13 protein-coding genes and 1 tRNA gene are annotated in these 17,004 nt (G+C 64.0%); 5 read left to right on the forward strand and 9 right to left on the reverse strand.

Translation table 11 applies throughout. The features are described from left to right. Positions 1 to 10 precede the first annotated feature (10 nt). A tRNA-Thr gene (locus BLT92_RS03825) sits at positions 11 to 83 on the reverse strand. A 200-nt stretch (positions 84 to 283) separates the two neighbouring features. Between BLT92_RS03825 and BLT92_RS03830 the strand changes: the two genes are divergently transcribed. Together BLT92_RS03830 and BLT92_RS03835 are read left to right on the forward strand one after the other, a co-directional pair. Next, positions 284 to 1,168 carry a GNAT family N-acetyltransferase gene (locus tag BLT92_RS03830; RefSeq protein WP_092103325.1) on the forward strand — a complete coding sequence of 295 codons (885 nt, stop codon included), beginning with the start codon at positions 284 to 286 and terminating at the stop codon, positions 1,166 to 1,168. A 130-nt stretch (positions 1,169 to 1,298) separates the two neighbouring features. After that, positions 1,299 to 2,390, forward strand: a complete 1,092-nt coding sequence (locus BLT92_RS03835) for a M20/M25/M40 family metallo-hydrolase (RefSeq protein WP_231939007.1) — start codon at positions 1,299 to 1,301, stop codon at positions 2,388 to 2,390. 34 nt (positions 2,391 to 2,424) lie between these two features. Here BLT92_RS03835 and BLT92_RS03840 read toward each other — a convergent pair whose 3' ends face one another. Both BLT92_RS03840 and tmk read right to left on the reverse strand, forming a co-directional pair. After that, positions 2,425 to 3,582, reverse strand: a complete 1,158-nt coding sequence (locus tag BLT92_RS03840; protein ID WP_092103329.1) for a DNA polymerase III subunit delta' — start codon at positions 3,580 to 3,582, stop codon at positions 2,425 to 2,427. Beyond that, a complete protein-coding gene (gene tmk, locus BLT92_RS03845; RefSeq protein ID WP_231939008.1) occupies positions 3,583 to 6,480 on the reverse strand; it encodes a dTMP kinase in 2,898 nt (965 codons plus the stop codon). It lies immediately after the preceding gene. A gap of 115 nt (positions 6,481 to 6,595) precedes the next feature. On the opposite strand from tmk, the gene BLT92_RS03850 reads away from it, so the two are divergent. Further along, positions 6,596 to 7,330 (forward strand): lipoate--protein ligase family protein, encoded by a 735-nt coding sequence (locus BLT92_RS03850; RefSeq protein WP_231939009.1) that lies wholly within the window; start codon positions 6,596 to 6,598, stop codon positions 7,328 to 7,330. Between the two features lie 75 nt (positions 7,331 to 7,405). Continuing rightward, the gene (locus tag BLT92_RS03855; RefSeq protein WP_092108759.1) at positions 7,406 to 7,921 is read left to right on the forward strand and encodes a GNAT family N-acetyltransferase; all 516 of its coding nucleotides are present in this window, start codon (positions 7,406 to 7,408) and stop codon (positions 7,919 to 7,921) included. A 165-nt stretch (positions 7,922 to 8,086) separates the two neighbouring features. Here the strand turns inward: BLT92_RS03855 and topA are convergent, their stop codons facing one another. Both topA and BLT92_RS03865 read right to left on the reverse strand, forming a co-directional pair. Beyond that, a complete protein-coding gene (gene topA / locus BLT92_RS03860) occupies positions 8,087 to 10,966 on the reverse strand; it encodes a type I DNA topoisomerase (protein WP_092103331.1) in 2,880 nt (959 codons plus the stop codon). A 135-nt stretch (positions 10,967 to 11,101) separates the two neighbouring features. Next, complete coding sequence (locus BLT92_RS03865; protein ID WP_231939010.1) at positions 11,102 to 12,724, reverse strand: DUF7059 domain-containing protein; 1,623 nt, start codon at positions 12,722 to 12,724, stop codon at positions 11,102 to 11,104. A gap of 74 nt (positions 12,725 to 12,798) precedes the next feature. Here BLT92_RS03865 and BLT92_RS03870 point away from each other — a divergent pair, with 74 nt between their 5' ends. Beyond that, on the forward strand, positions 12,799 to 15,075 hold the full coding sequence (locus BLT92_RS03870; protein WP_092103332.1) for a DEAD/DEAH box helicase: 2,277 nt from the start codon (positions 12,799 to 12,801) through the stop codon (positions 15,073 to 15,075). Between the two features lie 28 nt (positions 15,076 to 15,103). On the opposite strand, the gene BLT92_RS03875 is transcribed toward BLT92_RS03870, so the two are convergent. The 4 genes from BLT92_RS03875 to BLT92_RS03890 all read right to left on the reverse strand — a co-directional run bounded on the left by BLT92_RS03875 (position 15,104) and on the right by BLT92_RS03890 (position 17,001). After that, entirely contained in the window at positions 15,104 to 15,421 is a 318-nt protein-coding gene (locus BLT92_RS03875; RefSeq protein WP_092103334.1) for an Rv3654c family TadE-like protein, read from the reverse strand. After that, on the reverse strand, positions 15,418 to 15,843 hold the full coding sequence (locus BLT92_RS03880; protein WP_092103336.1) for a TadE family protein: 426 nt from the start codon (positions 15,841 to 15,843) through the stop codon (positions 15,418 to 15,420). Before BLT92_RS03880 ends, BLT92_RS03875 begins: the two co-directional genes overlap by 4 nt. Before the next feature lies 1 nt (position 15,844). Further along, entirely contained in the window at positions 15,845 to 16,213 is a 369-nt protein-coding gene (locus tag BLT92_RS03885) for a DUF4244 domain-containing protein (RefSeq protein WP_231939011.1), read from the reverse strand. A gap of 185 nt (positions 16,214 to 16,398) precedes the next feature. After that, positions 16,399 to 17,001, reverse strand: a complete 603-nt coding sequence (locus BLT92_RS03890; protein WP_092103338.1) for a GNAT family N-acetyltransferase — start codon at positions 16,999 to 17,001, stop codon at positions 16,399 to 16,401. Between the last annotated feature and the right edge of the window lie 3 nt (positions 17,002 to 17,004).

Raw genomic sequence — 17,004 nt, forward strand, 5'->3', positions numbered from 1 at the left:
GATATTGCCGAGCCGCCTGGGAGAATCGAACTCCCGACCTATTCATTACGAGTGAATCGCTCTACCGACTGAGCTAAGGCGGCAACCGAGCTAACTCTAGCCAAAGCCGGGACTCTTGGTCAAAAGGAGCAACAACAGGACTCAGCCTCGATCACCGCTGGCATGGCGGTCGGCAGGAAGCTTGCAGGGGCGACGTCGTTGAGCGAAGATCATACAGTTATCCATCTCACATTTTCGGGGCTCCACGGCGGTCGTCGCTCACAGCTCAGGAGGCAGAACCATCATGGCCCAGCTTACGGTTCCACAAGCCTCAGACCTGACCGAGATCGGCAACACGCTCGGACAGTGGCAGTCCGATGGCGCGCCGATCCACCTGCACCCGGGCGACCTCGGCTGGTACTCACTGCGGGGTGCAGAGACGACTGCTCGCGACCTGAGGGTGTGGCGAACTGGAGGGGACATCCTTGCCGTCGGCTTGTTGGACGGTGCGAATCTGCTTCGCCTGGCCGTTCACCCGTCGTTGCGTCGCGACGATTCTCTTGCGCGAGACATCCAGTCGGACATTGAGTCCCCGAACGCCAGGGTATTCGCGGACGGCGCGGCCATTGTCGAGGCCCGCGGTGCAGCCGCACTCTGCGACCGTCTGACGGAAAGCGGGTGGGCCACCGATGAGCCTTGGACGCCGCTGCAACGCGACCTGAGCCAAGCTGTTGAGGCCCCGGACATGACAGTCGTGACGGCAAGCGCCGGCGACGCAGAGGCATGGACCTCCATCCACTGGTCAGCGTTCCGGGGCACACCGTACACAAAGGACGACACCGCAAAGTTCACCGGCCGTTGGCGAACGATGTCGACCGGCCCGTTCTCTTCCCGCGCACGGAACCTGCTGGGATATGACAACTCCGGCCTGCCTGTCGCTGTGGCCACGGTCTGGTCCGCCGGCCCCTCACGTCCCGGACTCCTCGAACCCGTCGCGGTCCACCGCGACCACCAAGGTCGTGGATTCGGAAAGGCCATCGCGATCGCCGCTGCGAAGAACCTGCAGCAAATGGGATCGTCAGCGGCATCCGTCGCAGCCGAAAGCGCGAACACCGGCGCGGTTGCGACCTATGTCGCAGCCGGTTTCATTCCCCACGCCGAGGTGAGAGATCTTCGCCGAGAGCGGTGAAGTTCCACTGCCCTGACCTCTGTGCGACACCTCACCAGCTAACCTGGTGGAGACAGACAAGCCAACAGAGCAGACATTCCAACAGAGAAAAAGGGTGACGCACGTGGTCGAGTTCGACTCGAAGGACTTCATGAGCGATTTCCAAGCGCTCATCGAATGTGAGTCGTTCTCGCAGGACCCTGATTCCCTGGCCCGCAGCGCACGGCTCGTCTCTCGGATCGGGACCGGCCTGCTGGGCGCGGCTCCCCACATCATCGAAATCGATTCGCATCCGCACGTGCTGTGGCGCTTCGGAACCGGACCTCGCAAGGTCGTGCTCATCGGACATCATGACACAGTGTGGCCGACCGGCACCCTGGCAGACTTCCCCTATTCGGTCGTTGACGGAGTCGTGCGCGGGCCCGGGGCCGATGATATGAAGGGCGGCCTGCTCATCGCCCTCTATGCGATGGCGCGACTGCGCGAAGAGCGCGGCAATCTCGATGGCGTCAGCATCCTCATGACCGGAGACGAAGAGCTCGGCTCCCCCGGCTCACGGCAGATCATCGAGGACGAAGCCCGTGGCGCCAAGGCGTCGTTGGTCTTCGAAAGCGGTGCGCCCGACGGATCGGTGAAGATCGCCCGCAAAGGCGTCGCCATCTACTCCCTCGAGATCACCGGACTGGCCGCCCACGCGGGAGTCGAACCCGAGAAGGGCATCAACGCCACGATCGAGGTGGCCAACCAGGTCGTCAGGATTGCGGCGCTGCACGACCCGTCAGTCGGGACCTCCGTCGTGCCCACCGTCATGCACAGCGGTTCAACGACGAACACGGTTCCTGCCAGAGCTGTAGTCGGTGTCGACTCGCGTGCCGCTTCGGTGGCGGAGCAGGAACGCATCGACGCGATCCTCAGCTCCCTCTCCCCCACGGTGGCCGGAGCGAAGGTCGATGTCAGAGGCGGGATCAATCGGGCACCGCTGGAGGAGAAGATGGCGATAGGTCTCTACGCCCGCGCCCAGCGCCTCAGCGCTCACCTCGGGCACCCGCCGTTGCGGTCCGTCGCCGTCGGCGGTGGCTCGGACGGCAACTTCACTGCCGGGGTCGGAACTCCGACCATTGACGGGCTCGGCACGGTGGGCGGCGGATCGCATGCGAGGACCGAGCATGCCCTGCAGGTGTGGATCCCCCGCCGAGTCGAGCTCACCACTGCATTGGTCGGCGAACTCCTCGCCGAGGACTGAACCTCCGAAGACTAGGCGAAACAGGGCCGAGCTCTCAGAGTGCTCCCGTGCGGTCTTCGAGCAACCAGGGGTTCGACAGCAGCACGAACGCCGATTCGACGATGAGCACGGGCGACATGTTCGTCTGCAGTCGACGTCTCGCCTCGGTGATGGCATCGATGCGCAGCAGAGTCGTATCGGGTCCATCCCTGTTCGACTGCTCGGCGATGAGATCGACTTCCCCGGCGTTGATCCATCCTTCGCGGATGCCCAACTGGTGCATGAGGATGTCGCGGTAGAGGCTCATGAGTTCGAGGAAGATCCGGTCGAGTTCGTCGTTGCGGGCCCGGACTGACCGGCGCTTCTGTTCCTCTTCGAGCTTCTTGATCTGAGATCTCGCCGAGGGTGGAACGGACTTCTCCGATTCGATGCCCAGGGTCGCCATGAGATCGCTGCGCTCTGAAGCGTTGCGTTCTTCGACGCGGGACTTCGCGGTCTCTGCTGCTTCGTCGACGATGCGTCCCGCCAAGCGAACCGTTGCCCCGACGGAGGTCAGTTTGCCGGGGATCGCGAGTATCTGCTTGCGCTCCTCACCGGCGGATTCGTTGAGTGCCATGTACTTGGCTCGGCCGATGTGGTTCTGTGCCACGGCGGCTGCCCATTTGGCCCTGTCCTCGTCGACGTGGTCGCGTTCGATGAGCAGCTGCGCGACGGCGTCCCGAGACGGAATGCGCAGGCGAACAGGGCGGCACCGGGAGCGGATTGTGGTGAGCACATCGATGGGGCTGGGTGCGCACAGCAGCCACACCGTGGCAGGGGGCGGCTCCTCGATGGCCTTGAGCAGGACGTTGGCCGTTCGCTCGCTCATCCGGTCCGCGTCTTCGATGATGACGACCCGCCACGGCGAGTTGACCGGGGCTGACTGTGCTTTCGTCACCAGTTCCCGCACTTCGTCTATGGCGATCACCGACTTCTGGGTCGACATGATCGTCAGCGATTCGTGATGGCCTTTGAGTACCCGCGCGGTGACATCATCGGTCTCTTCACCGCCGGAGATCAGCGCGGCGGCAAAAGCTCGTGCCGCATTGGATCGTCCGGACCCCGGAGGTCCGGTGAAGAGCCAAGCGTGGGTCATCGCTCCCGGCGACTGCAGGGCGGACTTGAGCTGGGTGACGACGTCATTCTGACCAACGAGCTCATTGAAGACGCTCACTCAGTGACCTTCCGGGTTGTTGAAGCGCTGATGGTTGCGTTCACGCTGTTTGCGCAGCCGCTCCCGGGCTTGACGTTCGATCTCTGCCTGGGCCTGAAGCCGCTCCCGGCTCATCTGCCGGGCGCTACGCACAGGCAGGACCGTTGTCGCAGCATCATCGTCAACCGCATGGGTCCCGCCTTCTGGCTGAGTCTCGTCCCTCGATGGCGTCCCGTCCTCCCCGCGGCGGTCGACCTGCTCGACCACACGGGTTTCTGCTTCCTCCGAGTCGGGCGCTGCGATCTCATTCGTCGGCACAGCGTCTTCATCACCGTCGTCGTCTGCCAAGGGTGCACTCGGCGTGACTCCGCGGGCCGGCATCACCGTGGTGGCCGCATCCTCGTCGGACTCGGCCTCGGACTCTGTATCGGTCTCGGACTCGGCCTCTGTATCGGTCTCAGAGTCTGTATCAGGCTCGGACTCGGCTTCGCTTGCATTGGCAGGAAGCACCGTGGTGGCGGCTTCATCATCGGATATGACCTCATCTGCCTCATCCGAACCGTCATTTGTGCCCAGCAGATTCTGACCATCTGACCGTTCGGGTTGGTCCTCAACCTGCTCGTCCGGCTGTCGCAGGTCAGCGCCGAGGTCGACTCTCTCTGTCTCGACTCCGTCATTGCGTTCTTCGGATTCGCGGCGATCAGCGGACTGCGGGATGAACCGTTCGCTCGAGGCTGGAACGAAACGGACTCCGGGTTCGGGGGTCACCTCCTCCTCGGTGTTCGATGCGCTCTTATTCGTCTCGTGGGCCCTCTCCGAGGTCGCGGACGAAGGGCTCTCCTCCGATCCCTCGAACAGCTCGCCTGCGTACTCGGACGCTTCGCCAACGGCAGCCGAAGACGGATGACTTCCGGCCGCCTCGGCGTCGGTTGGGGCACCGGCGACAATTCCGGCATCGGCTGCGGACGTGGACCCGCTGCCGCCCACCTGCGCCGGCAGACGGGTGCGGATGGCGGTGAGGATTTCGGCGGTCAGTTCGTCCTCGGCCACCGACGCGTCGAGAACGACGTAACGGTCGGGCTCCTTGTGCGCTCGGCTCAGGTAGGTCTGACGGACCCGCTGGTGGAACTGTTGATTCTCCTCGTCGAGGTAGTTGCTCTCACCGCGCTTGCCCATCCGCGCTGCGGCGGTCTCGGGATCGATGTCGAGGACGATCGTCAGGTGCGGCACGAGTCCCTGAGTTGCCCATTTGCTCAGCGCCAGGATGGTCTTCGGGTCGAAATTGCGACCCGCGGCCTGGTAGGCGATCGTCGAATCGATGTACCGGTCGGTGATGACGATGTTCCCACCGTCGAGGCTCGGATCGACGAGGGACGCCACGTGGTGGGCGCGATCAGCGGCGAAGAGCAGCGCCTCGGTGCGGGGGCTGGGCGGTTCGGAGTCGAAGAGCACAGAACGGATCTGGCGCCCCAGTTCGGTTCCGCCCGGTTCGCGCGTCGATTCGACGTTGTGACCCTCGTCGGCCAGGGTCTGTGAGATCCGTTTGATCTGTGTGCTCTTACCTGAACCGTCGCCGCCTTCGATGGCGATGAAGAAACCGGCTCCCAGGCGTTCCGCAGAGGTGCCGATGCCGCCGTTCGCGCCGTTCTCAACCGAGCTGGGCGGGCGGAATCCGTGCACGATGTCGACGGACAGTCCCTGTAGGCCGTGCGGGTCAAAGATGAAGAGTCCGATGATTCCGGCGATCAGAGCGGCCAATCCCATGATCCCGAATGCGACGTCGCTGGGGGCCAGCAGCCATTCCATCGCCGAGCCGACCGGGATCGTGATGCCGAAGTCGATGGCGCTGAGGATGAGGGCGATGACCGCGCCGCCGACGGCTCCTATCCGCCGAGAGAAATCGTAGGGCTGTGAGCGCACACCGATTCCGACGAGGAAGGCGATGACTGCCGATAGGACGACCTTGCCGGAGAGCTCACTGATGGCACCGGTGGCGAGCAGCAGGATTCCGGACACGGTCAGTGCGAAGGCGGAAACCCGCGGCCTCGACATTCCGGGGGCGAAGGTGGGCCCCATTTCGAATCCGATGGCCCATCCCACCAGGCAGCACGCAATCATGAGGGCGAAGCCCGCTTGGCCGAAGCTGTGTTCGACGGCGGTCGGCTGCGCCAGGATGACCGTGGTTCCCAGAACCGCGAACAAGGCAATGCAGACCCAAGGATTCGGAATGGTCGCGGCAGGTCTGGCCACGCGCCCCTTGCTCGAGGGGAATGAACCGGTGGTCGCAGCCTCGGCGTGCAGAGCGCGCTCAGGAGTGAGGAAGATGATCACGGCTCCGACGGCCATGGCGATGCCCACCAAGAGGCTCATCCAGCCCAATGCCTGGGCGCCGGCAGCAGGGCCGCCCATGATCTGGAAGGCGAAGGAGACGAAGACGAGTATTGCTGCGGGGATGCCGACGCGGCGCCAGGGCTTTTCGTTCGTGAAGGGATTGATGCTCATCAGGAGGCCGACGACGGCCCCGAGGAACAGTGCGGTGACCCAGGTCAGCCAGGCGCTCGGCGCGAGACTGAGGACGATGAGCAGACCTGCCTCGACGACGGCGGCAATGCTCAATGCGAGTTTCCGCACGGCCGGTCCTTTGGTCGCGAGGACCTTCTGCGGAATGAACAGTCCGGCTCCGGCCAGGACGAAGACAATGAGCAGAGACAGACTTCCCAGCTGGTTGTCGAAGCCTCCCGCTCCAAGACTCTCAGCCATTGCGGTGAAGGCCCGCCCACCGATCGTGGCGAAGAATCCGCTGGTGCCCGCCACGACGTAGCTGATCGCCACGAGTACGATCAGTGCGCCCCAGGCGGCGGTCTCGGCGACCAACCGGCCAGGGGCTCCGGGAAGTCGATGTCCTGTAGTCGTCAACATACTCACAGACCTACAATATCTTCCGCGACTGACATATCTCTTGGAACTGACCGGATCTCTTCTCACGGATGCCTGATCCTCTACTCTTGATTGCGTGCACACAACGAATACGGCCATGTCAGCAGTCGCGACCACAGGGCTGGGCCCGATCGAGGAGCTCGCCTTCGCCCGAGTCCTTCTCGACTCGGTCAAGCGTGGGAGCCGCGGAGCGACGCTGCGGATGTATCGCCCGGCGCCGACGGTGGCGTTCGGCGCCAGGGATCGCTTCCTCCCTGGGTTCCCCTCGGCCATCGAAGCGGCGCGCGACCACGGTTTCACGCCGGCTCTGCGCAGCCTCGGCGGTCGCGCCGCCGCCTACCACCGAGGATCATTGGTCATCGACCACATCGAACCCAGCGACACCTTCATCAAGGACACGACCGCCAGGTTCTCCGGCTTCGGGCAGGATTACGCCGAGGTGCTGCGGGGCATCGGAGTCGACGCCCGCCTCGGCGAGATTCCCGGCGAATACTGCCCCGGTGAGCACAGCGTGAACGTGGCCGGTCGGATCAAGGCGATCGGAACGGCACAGCGAGTGGTCTCCGGTGCCTGGCTGTTCTCCTCGTCTGTGATCGTCGAGGACCCTGACCCCATCCGGGCCGTCCTCACCGACGTCGAGGCGGCTCTGGGAATCGAGTGGGACCCAGCCACGGGTGGGTCGATCAGTGAGGCTCATCCTGAAGTGACAACCGACACCGTCGCCGAGGCGTTCGCCGCCTACTATGCCGAAGCCGATCCGCATACGCCTACTGATCCCACAGCCGATGAGCTCGCTGCGCTGCCGGACAAGATCGGCACCCACGTTCTGTGACGCATCCTGCACTGTGACGAACCTTCTTCTGCGATGCTGTACTGCGAAACCGAAGCGAATGGAGACCATGACCTCATGAATGTGCGCGAGGCGAATATCCGCGAGGCGACGAAGAACGATCTGCCGGACATCCTCCGACTGGTCCATGCCCTGGCCGTGTACGAGAAGGAACCAGATGCGGTCGAGGCCACCGAGGACGACTTCGCTGCGGTGATGTTCCCCAGCGATGGGCGTCCGAACACCTACGGACTCATCGCCGAGGTGGATGGGCAGATCATCGGCATCGCGATCTGGTTCTACTCGTTCTCCACATGGACGGGAAAGAACGGGATCTGGCTCGAGGATCTGTTCGTCGACCCCGATCATCGCGGCAACGGGGCAGGTAAGGCGCTGCTGGGACGCTTGGCCCAGATCTGTCAGGAGCGCGGCCTGACCCGACTCGAATGGTGCGTCCTCAAGTGGAACGAGCCCTCGATCGGGTTCTACCGCTCACTGGGCGCGAAGGCTCAGGACGAGTGGGAGACCTTCCGCCTCGCTGGACAGGCGCTGGAAGCATTCGCCGGCGAGACATCCACAGCAGACACCCGGTGATACCTCACGTGTTGTGCTCCCAACGGGCACTCACGCCTTTCAGCCCCGACGGGCGCTCACGCCCTGCGGCCCCGACGGGCAGTCGCGGATTGAGGAACTTTTGGACCGAATCTCGGCAGAGAAATCGCACCAAAAGTTCCTCAATTCGGCGTCAGGGTTCCGACCCTAGGGAGTCTTCGGCTTCGCCGTCGTGGACTTCTTCGCTGCGGTCGTCGACTTGGCGGTCGTCGACTTGGCGGTCGTCTTCTTCGCCGCAGTCGACTTCGCAGCCGTCGTGGACTTCTTCGCTGCGGTCGTCGACTTGGCAGCTGACTTAGCCGGAGCCTTCGTAGTGGTCTTCTTCGCAGTGCTCGTCTTGGCCGCTGTCGACTTCTTCGCAGGAGCCTTCTTAGCCGGAGCCTTCTTGGCGGGGGCCTTCTTCTTCGCCGGCCCCTTCGCGCGTTTCTCGGCCAACAGCGTTGCCGCACGCTCAAGAGTCATCGACTCCACGGCATCGTCCTTACGCAGGGTCGCGTTGAACTCGCCATCGGTGACGTAGGGACCGAAGCGGCCGTCCTTGACCACGACCGGTTTCTTCGACTCGGGGTCTTCCCCGAGTTCCTTCAACGGTGCTGCGGCTCGACGGCCGCCTCGCTGCTTGGGCTCGGAGTAGATCTTCAGCGCCTCGTCGAGGGTGATGTTGAAGATCTGATCTTCCTCGGTCAGCGACCGGGAGTCCGTGCCCTTCTTCAGGTACGGACCGTAGCGACCGTTCTGAGCGGTGATGTCGGTGCCCTCTTCGTCCTGGCCGACGACGCGGGGCAGGCTGAGCAGGGTCAGTGCCGTCTCGAGGTCGATCGAGTTCAGGTCCATGGACTTGAACAGGGAACCGGTGCGAGGTTTCGGCTTCTTCGCTCCCCGTTTGGGCTTCTCCTCGGGCTCGGGCAGCACCTCGGAGACGTAGGGGCCGAAGCGCCCGTTCTTCGCCACGATCGTGTGTCCGGTCTCGGGGTCGACGCCGAGTTCACGGTCGTCCTGGCCCTGTGACTCGATGAGTTCGGCGGCTCTGGCTGCAGTGAGTTCGTCGGGAGCCAGATCATCGGGCACCGAGACTCGCTTCGGATTCCCGCCCTCTTCGGTGGCCGGGACTTCGAGGTACGGGCCGTAGCGCCCCACGCGCAGGTTCACGCCTTCGCTGATACGCACGGTGTTGACCTCACGCGCATCGATATCGCCGAGGTCGTCGACAACCTCCCGGAGACCCTCACGATCCTGTGTCGTATCGCCGAAGTAGAAGCGGGCCAACCACGCTTTGCGGTCTTCCTCGCCCATCGCGATCCGGTCCAGCTCGGTCTCCAGGTCAGCGGTGAACGCGTAGTCGACGAGCCCTGTGAAGTGCTCTTCGAGGAGACGGACGACTGAGAACGCCAACCAGCTGGGAACCAGAGCGTTGCCGCGGTTGGTGACGTAGCCGCGGTCCTGGATGACGGAGATCGTGGCCGAGTAGGTCGAGGGGCGGCCGATGCCGAGCTCTTCGAGCTGCTTGACCAGGCTGGCTTCCGTGAAGCGTGGCGGTGGGGCCGTCGTGTGACCGTCGGCTTCGGCTTTGACGACGGACAGTGCCTGACCCTCGTCGACCTGAGGAAGGCGTGACTCACCGGACTTCGTGTCGTAGCGTCCGGCGTCCGTACCCTCTTCATAGGCTGCGAGGAACCCGCGGAAGGTGATGACTGTGCCGCTGGCGCTGAAGCCGGCGTCATGGCCGTCGGCGAGGTCGGCACGGACCTTGATGGTCGCGGTCTTGCCCTTGGCGTCGGCCATCTGGCTGGCGACGGTGCGCTTCCAGATCAGATCGTAGAGTCGGAACTCGTCGCCGCTGAGCGACTTCGAGACCTGGGCAGGGGTGCGGAAGGAGTCACCGGAGGGACGGATCGCCTCGTGTGCTTCCTGTGCCGACTTCTGCTTGCCCGTATAGGTGCGAGGTGACTGCGGGACGAATTCGGGGCCGTAGAGTTCGGTGACCTGCTTCCTGGCTGCGGAGATCGCCTGACCCGACAGGGCCGAGGAGTCGGTACGCATATAGGTGATGTAACCCTGCTCGTACAGCGACTGGGCGGTGCGCATGGCCTGACGGGAGCTCATGCGCAGCTTGCGACCGGCTTCCTGCTGCAGGGTCGAAGTCGTGAACGGTGCGGCAGGCTTGCGTGAGTACGGTTTCGACTCGACGGCCGTGACCGTCAGTGCGTCCTTCGCTGTGCCGTTGAGCTCTGTGGCCAGCGCCTCGGCCTTGGCCTGGTCGACGACGGTGGCAGACGAGGTCTTCAGCTCACCTTTGTCGTTGAAGTCACGGCCCGAGGCCACGCGGGAACCGTCGAGGGTCGTGAGGTTCGCGGCGAAGGGATTGGCGCCGTCAGGAAGCCCGAGGTCGATGTCGAGGTCCCAATAGTCGGCGGGGACGAAGGCCATGCGTTCGCGTTCACGTTCGACGACGAGGCGGGTCGTCACCGACTGGACTCGGCCGGCGGAGAGTCCGGCGCGGATCTTGCGCCACAGTACGGGCGAGATCTCGTAGCCGTAGAGGCGGTCGAGGATGCGACGGGTCTCCTGCGCATCGACAAGTGCGGTGTCGATCTCACGGGTGTTCTCCAAAGCTCGTTCGATGGCTTCGGGGGTGATCTCGTGGAAGACCATGCGTTTGACGGGGATCTTGGGCTTGAGGACTTCGAGAAGGTGCCAGGCGATGGCCTCACCTTCGCGGTCCTCATCTGTTGCGAGATAGAGTTCGTCGGCGTCTTTGAGGAGGCGCTTGAGTTCGGTGACCGTCTTCTTCTTGCCCGGGTCGACGCGGTAGTAGGGATCGAATCCGTTGTCGACGTCGACGGCGAACTTTCCGTACGGTCCCTTCTTCATGTCCGCCGGGAGCTCGGACGGTGTCGGAAGGTCGCGGATATGGCCGACCGACGCCTCGATATCGTAACCCTCTCCGAGGTACCCGACGATCGTTCGCGCCTTCGTCGGGGACTCGACGATGACGAGACGGCGGGGTTGCTTCTCGGTTGTGGTCACGTTTTCACATTCCTCTCACGGCGCCGGATGATCGAATAAACGGACGATCCGGCCCAATGTAACACTGATGTTCGTGCTCGACCTGCATCGGGTTGATGCAGTGAACCTTAACGGCAACGGTTTTCGATACTACCGTTATTCCGGCGTCGCATCGTTCACCGGCAGCAGCGCACCGGCGGAGACGAGCCGTCGAACCTGGGCGATGAGCTGGTCTTCGAGCGCGGTCGGGTTGACGTCGAGCAGCTGTGCAAGAGCCACCGCCGTCTGCCGCAGAGTCAGGCTGCCATCGGCGACGGAGACGAATCCGGCCAGGGCCGTGTCGAGGTCGAAGACCTGTCCGAATCCGATGCCCTGTTCCAGCGTGATCGAGCTCGGATCCGATTCTCCGGGAACATGGTGGCGGTGCTCGACGAGGTCCGGGGAACGGGTGAAGACGGTGGTCGCGATCTCCTCGGCCCCCGCGGTTGCCAACCACGACCGCAGTGCGAAGGTGGTCGCGACGAATTGGCCGAGTCCATGCGGATTGTTCGCGATCGCCGAGGTGGTCCTGACCGTGGTCTTGAACGAGGAGGATGTCTCTTCGGCCTTGCCCATGATGACGTATCCGAAGACGACCTCGGTCACGTCGCGGGACTCGAAGTCGTCCATCCAGGCTGCGGCTGCCTGGTTCCAGTCCTCGCTGGCACGAGAGATGCCTCCGTCGCGGATCCACGTCTCCGCATAGGCGATGGGGTCCAGTGCTTCGCGTTCGATGACGAGAACCGAGGTGTCCGGGTCCGCTACCCAGGCCTCCGGTCCTGCATCCACCGCCGAGGTGGTCTCCCAGTTCCCGAGGCATACGGAGCGTCCGCCCGGTCGGAGATGGCCGGGGATCGCCGAGAACAGGGACTTGACCAGCCTGTCGCCGGTCATCCCACCATCTCTGTATTCGAAGTTGGCCACGGTGGTGCGAGGGGTGATGACGAAGGGTGGATTGGACACGAGCAAATCGACGGGTTCACTGAGCGGCTCGAGCATCGATCCGGCCCGGAGTTCGATGTTGTCGATCCCGTTGAGTCCGGCGCTGAGTCCGGTCAGGTGCAGGGCGCGCTGCGAGATGTCGGTGGCGATGACGCGGTCGCTGTGGCGGGCCAGGAGCAGGGCTTGGATCCCGCACCCGGTTCCGATGTCGGCCGAGATCTCGACATGTTCACGGGGAGTCAGTGACACCAGTGTGCGTCCTGCCCCGCCGAGGCCGAGCACGAAGTCACCGTCGAGGACATCGGGATTGGTCAGCGTTCCGTGGTCGCTGACGAGGTAGAGGTTCTCGTCGCCGGGGCGGAAACCGCGCGGGACACCGACCGGCAGGTCATAGGGAGTGATCGCGAACGGAGCGGATGCGCACCCCGGGTCCCCCGCCTCGGCGCGGGTGCTCGCTTGATCACTGTTGCTCGTCACGAGTAGTCCGCTGGCGAGCGCCACGTCGAAGGCGGCCTCGCCGAGCGCGGAGCGAGTTGTCTCGAGCGAGACTTCCCGGTGGAAATGAAAGAGCATGGCCAGTGCCGCCAGGTGCTGGTCGAATGAACTTCGAGTCGGTGCCTCATCTCCCCGTGTTTCGGCTGTGTCGAGAATCGTCTGACAGAAGTGGATTGCAGGGGCCGCATTGTTGCGCACCAGGGCAGAGGCGATGGGTTCGCCCCAGAACTGGCGGAGTCGGGGCTCGGTGTACCCGGCCCGGTAGAGTCTGTCTGCCACGAGGGTCACGTCTTGTTCGATCACACACAGATACTATCGACTGCACCCCGAAGACCCGATTGCACCCCGATGAGCCTGACTGCGCCATAATTGGGGCCATGGCCTCTTCTGCTCTTCTCGACATCGTCACCGGATTCGGTGCCAGGGATGAACGGATCGTCCATGTGCGCGATATTCCACAGCGGTTCGAACATGAGTCGGACTGGCCGGAGTGGATCGACGAGGAACTCAGACACGCTTGCCAAGCCATCGGCGTCGATCAGCTGTGGGACCACCAACTCGAAGCTGCACAGTCTGCCCGGGACGGATCCGACGTCGTCATCGCCACTCCGACGGCATCGGGGAAGTCCCTGGGGTTCTGGCTTCCGGTCCTCGAGTCCATACAGAACACTCGTGCGAAGCTGCGCACCTCCTCGGCGATCTACATCGCACCGACGAAGGCCTTGGCCGCGGATCAGATGACGAACCTGGAGAAGCTCATCATCCAAGGCATGCGGCCGGCGACCTATGACGGGGACACGTCTCAGGCGTCCAAGGACTGGGCCCGGCGGCATGCGAACATCGTGTTCACCAATCCGGACATGCTACACCGTGGAATTCTGCCGCAGCATGAACGGTTCTCACGTTTGTTCAAATCGCTGCGCTACATCGTCATCGACGAGGCGCACCGCTACCGCGGCGTCTTCGGCTCCCATGTCGCATTGATCCTGCGCCGTCTGCTGCGCATCGCCGCACATTATGGGGCTCACCCCGTGGTCATCGGGGCATCGGCGACGATGGCGAACCCGGACGAGGCGTTCTCCAAGCTCACCGGACGAGACGTACACGCGGTGAGTCAGGATTCCTCTCCTCGCGCCTCCGGCAGCTTCGCTCTCTGGGAGCCCCCTGTCTCGCCCGGCGGCGAGCGCCGCAGTGGTCTGGTCGAAGCCGCCGATGTCCTCACCGATGCGATGTGCGCCGGGTATCGTTCGATTGCGTTCATCGCCTCCCGCCGCGGCACCGAAGCTCTGGCGTCGACCGTGCGGGACCAGGTCGGCCAGGTCGATGACTCCCTGAAGGACAAGGTCGCAGCGTATCGCGGCGGCTATCTTGCCGAGGAGCGCAGGCTGCTCGAATCGGCGTTGAGGTCGGGTCGTCTGCTGGCGGTGGCGTCGACGAACGCCCTTGAACTCGGGATCGACATCTCCGGCCTCGACCTCGTCATCATCTCCGGGTGGCCTGGGACCCTGGCCTCGCTGTGGCAGCAAGCCGGTCGCGCCGGTCGCGCGGGGCAGCGATGGATGGCTGTGTTCATCGCCCGTGACGATCCGCTGGACACCTATGTCGTGAACCATCCCGAGGTCATCTTCGATGCCCCCGTCGATGCCGGAGTCATCCACCCCGGCAATCCTCACGTTCTGGGCGGACACCTGTGTGCCGCGGCGGCCGAGGTGCCGCTGCAGGAAGCGGACCTCGTCCACTTCCCCGGCAACTCCGCCGAGGTGCTTGACGACCTGGTCGAACGCAAACTCCTGCGAGCACGCCCCACCGGGTGGTTCTGGGCGAAGGACGAACCTGCAGCGGACATGTCCGATATCCGTGGCAGCGGGGGCGGGCAGTTCCGTCTCGTCGAAGCCAGCACCGGAGCGCTGCTGGGGACCGTCGACGAGTCCGGAGCGTTCACCGGCGCTCACCCCGGCGCGGTCTATACGCATCAGGGTGCCGACTTCGTGGTCCTTGATCTTGATCTTGAGGACCATGTGGCACTCGTCGAACGTGCCGAGGTCGACTACACGACGCAGGCCAGATCGCAGACCGAAATCGACATCGTCGGCACCGACAGACAGCGGACCCTGCCGTCCGGAGTGACGGTGTGCAACGGCACCGTCGATGTCAAGGACCATGTCATCGCCTACCGGATGCGGGCGAAGCGCGGCGGGGCGATCATCGCCGAACACGAACTCGATCTGCCCGAGCGCACCTTGCAGACCAAGGCCGTGTGGTGGACGGTTCCGCAGACGCTGTTGGACGAAGCCGAGATCATCCCTGCCGATCTGCCCGGCGCAGTGCATGCTGCCGAGCATGCCTCGATCGGCCTTCTGCCCCTGTTCGCCGGCTGCGACCGTTGGGATATCGGCGGAGTCTCGACCGCAATGCATGCCGACACCGGGATGGCCACGGTCTTCGTCTATGACGGCCTTGCCGGTGGCGCGGGATTCGCCGAGCGCGGCCACGACGTCATCGAAGAGTGGCTGGCGGCGACACGTGACGCCATCGGCGCGTGCGAGTGCAGCGACGGCTGCCCGTCATGTGTGCAGTCCCCGAAGTGCGGCAACGGCAACGAACCGTTGGAGAAGGATGCGGCACTGCGACTGCTGAGAGCAGTTCTGGACTGACCACCTCCGTTGGACCTGAGCGCCCTTTCTACTTCCCGGCCACGGCCTTCTCCTTCACCTTCGGTAGCGGTCCGGGAATCTCAACCTCGACCTGAACATATGCGCTCTGCTCCGACATTGAGGCTCGGCAGTCGTCGAGCACCGCTCCGTTGCGCTTCGCGACCTGCTTCGCAATGTCACAGGGTTCGCCGCTGGCGAGTCCGCGAACCGCATCGGCCGCGGCGAGGGCGGCAAGGTCGGCGGCGCTCTGGGCAGTGCTGTGGGCGGAGAAGGCTTGGCTGAGTCCGCCGATGGCGGTGACGAGGACCAGAACCATTGAGCACAGTCCGACGACGATATTCGTCATCGCAGGCCGCCTGTCCCGTGCTGCCCCGCAGCCTGACCAGTGCTGGACCGGGTCCCCTCCGTTCGCGCCGTCGCGGCTGCTTCAACTTCGTTGAGGACGATGATCGCCGCGGGGAGTTCGATTGTCACGGTCACCGTCGAATAGCCGCCTTCGGAGCGGATCCGCACGTCGGAGGCGTGTCCGGCATGCTTCTTCGCTTCGGTCACGACCGCTGCCTGAGGTTCGCCGCGGGCGATCTCCCGGGCGGCTGATCTGGCTGCGTCGAAGGCTCTCAACTGGGAGAAACCGACAGCGGCTGCCCCTGTGAGCACGAAGATGAGAAGCACGATGGCGGGCATGACAACGGCGAATTCGGCGGTAGCCGTCCCCGCATCCCGGTGCTGCTTGCGTCCTCGTGGCTCACAGGAGCATCCGGTCGCCATGTCAGGCTCCGAGGCCGAGGGCGGTCTCGATGACGCCGGTGACGAGTTCTTTGATCGGTCCCGATTTCAGAATGACGACCAACAGTGCTGCGAATCCGCAGGCGGCGAGGGTGGTGATCGCGTATTCTGCGGTCGTCGCCCCTGCGTCTGGACCCCAGGGTTCTGGAGTGCCGTAGTCTCGCTGCGGTTCTTCACTGTCGATCGCATCTGCCGCAGCTTCCGCATCGGTGTCGGAATCGCCGCCGGTGCCGGCGTCGGAGTACTGGGCGAGTCCCATCCAGTCGACGTCGCTGGTGTCGGTTGGGCGCGACTCGCCCCATTGCGGATAGAGCGGTTCGTCGCAGTCGTTCGCCTTTGTTCCTATGCTCATAGTCTCCTCCTCGTTGAAACCCTCATTCGCGGTTTGCGAAGGGAGTTTCAGTGTTGGATGAGACATGGGCTCACGTCCAGAGCCGACTATCGGGCTGTGGACACAGCTTCACCGTCCACAGTCGAAACGCACTCGAGTCGAGCCGGAATCCACAGGAGTCAACACACGAGTCTGGAGGGCGAAAGTCAGCCTCTGCCGGCCCAGTCCTCTTTGAGGATCGCCATGATGACCTCGTCGTGACGGCGGCCGTTGAAGAAGACCGCTTCACGTCGGCGCCCCTCTTCGATGAAGCCGGCCTTCGTGTAGGAGGCGATGCCGCGGGTGTTGAATGCCCATGTCTGCAGCTCGATACGGTTGAGTCCCAGCTGCAGGAAACCGTATTTGATGCCCAGGCGCACAGCATCGGAGCCGTAGCCGCGGCCGTGGAATTCCGGGCCGAGGACGATGGCCAAGGTAGCGGATTGGTTGATCGAGTTCCGACCGTAGAGTGTGACGTGGCCGACGAATTCCTCGGTTTCGAGCAGCTCGATGCTGAAGCCGACCGCATCGGTGTCCTTGTTCGCGCTCCAGAGCGCGAACTGTTCGGACACCCCGCCTTCGGGTCGCGGAAGGACGGTGTGGTTCTGGAGGACCACGATCGAGGGGTCGAACCACCACTGCTCGAGGTAGGGAAGATCCTCCTGCTGCAGCGGACGAAGCCTCACGTGTCGACCTGTGAAGAGATTGTCGGCGTATTCTTCGGCTTGTTCGACGTTGGACAGTTGATTGAAGGGCGTAACCGGTGCCATTCC

It is taken from the genome of Brevibacterium picturae, from assembly GCF_900105045.1.
GTDB classification, from domain to species: Bacteria; Actinomycetota; Actinomycetes; order Actinomycetales; family Brevibacteriaceae; genus Brevibacterium; species Brevibacterium picturae.

Bases quoted from the DNA above. Each gene is read 5' to 3' on its own strand.
- BLT92_RS03885 (WP_231939011.1), bottom strand. From the start codon at position 16,213: ATGAGCATAGGAACAAAGGCGAACGACTGCGACGAACCGCTCTATCCG.
- BLT92_RS03890 (WP_092103338.1), bottom strand. From the start codon at position 17,001: ATGGCACCGGTTACGCCCTTCAATCAACTGTCCAACGTCGAACAAGCC.
- BLT92_RS03855 (WP_092108759.1), top strand. From the start codon at position 7,406: ATGAATGTGCGCGAGGCGAATATCCGCGAGGCGACGAAGAACGATCTG.
- BLT92_RS03875 (WP_092103334.1), bottom strand. From the start codon at position 15,421: ATGACGAATATCGTCGTCGGACTGTGCTCAATGGTTCTGGTCCTCGTC.
- BLT92_RS03880 (WP_092103336.1), bottom strand. From the start codon at position 15,843: ATGGCGACCGGATGCTCCTGTGAGCCACGAGGACGCAAGCAGCACCGG.
- BLT92_RS03835 (WP_231939007.1), top strand. From the start codon at position 1,299: ATGAGCGATTTCCAAGCGCTCATCGAATGTGAGTCGTTCTCGCAGGAC.
- BLT92_RS03850 (WP_231939009.1), top strand. From the start codon at position 6,596: ATGTCAGCAGTCGCGACCACAGGGCTGGGCCCGATCGAGGAGCTCGCC.
- tmk (WP_231939008.1), bottom strand. From the start codon at position 6,480: ATGTTGACGACTACAGGACATCGACTTCCCGGAGCCCCTGGCCGGTTG.
- BLT92_RS03870 (WP_092103332.1), top strand. From the start codon at position 12,799: ATGGCCTCTTCTGCTCTTCTCGACATCGTCACCGGATTCGGTGCCAGG.
- BLT92_RS03830 (WP_092103325.1), top strand. From the start codon at position 284: ATGGCCCAGCTTACGGTTCCACAAGCCTCAGACCTGACCGAGATCGGC.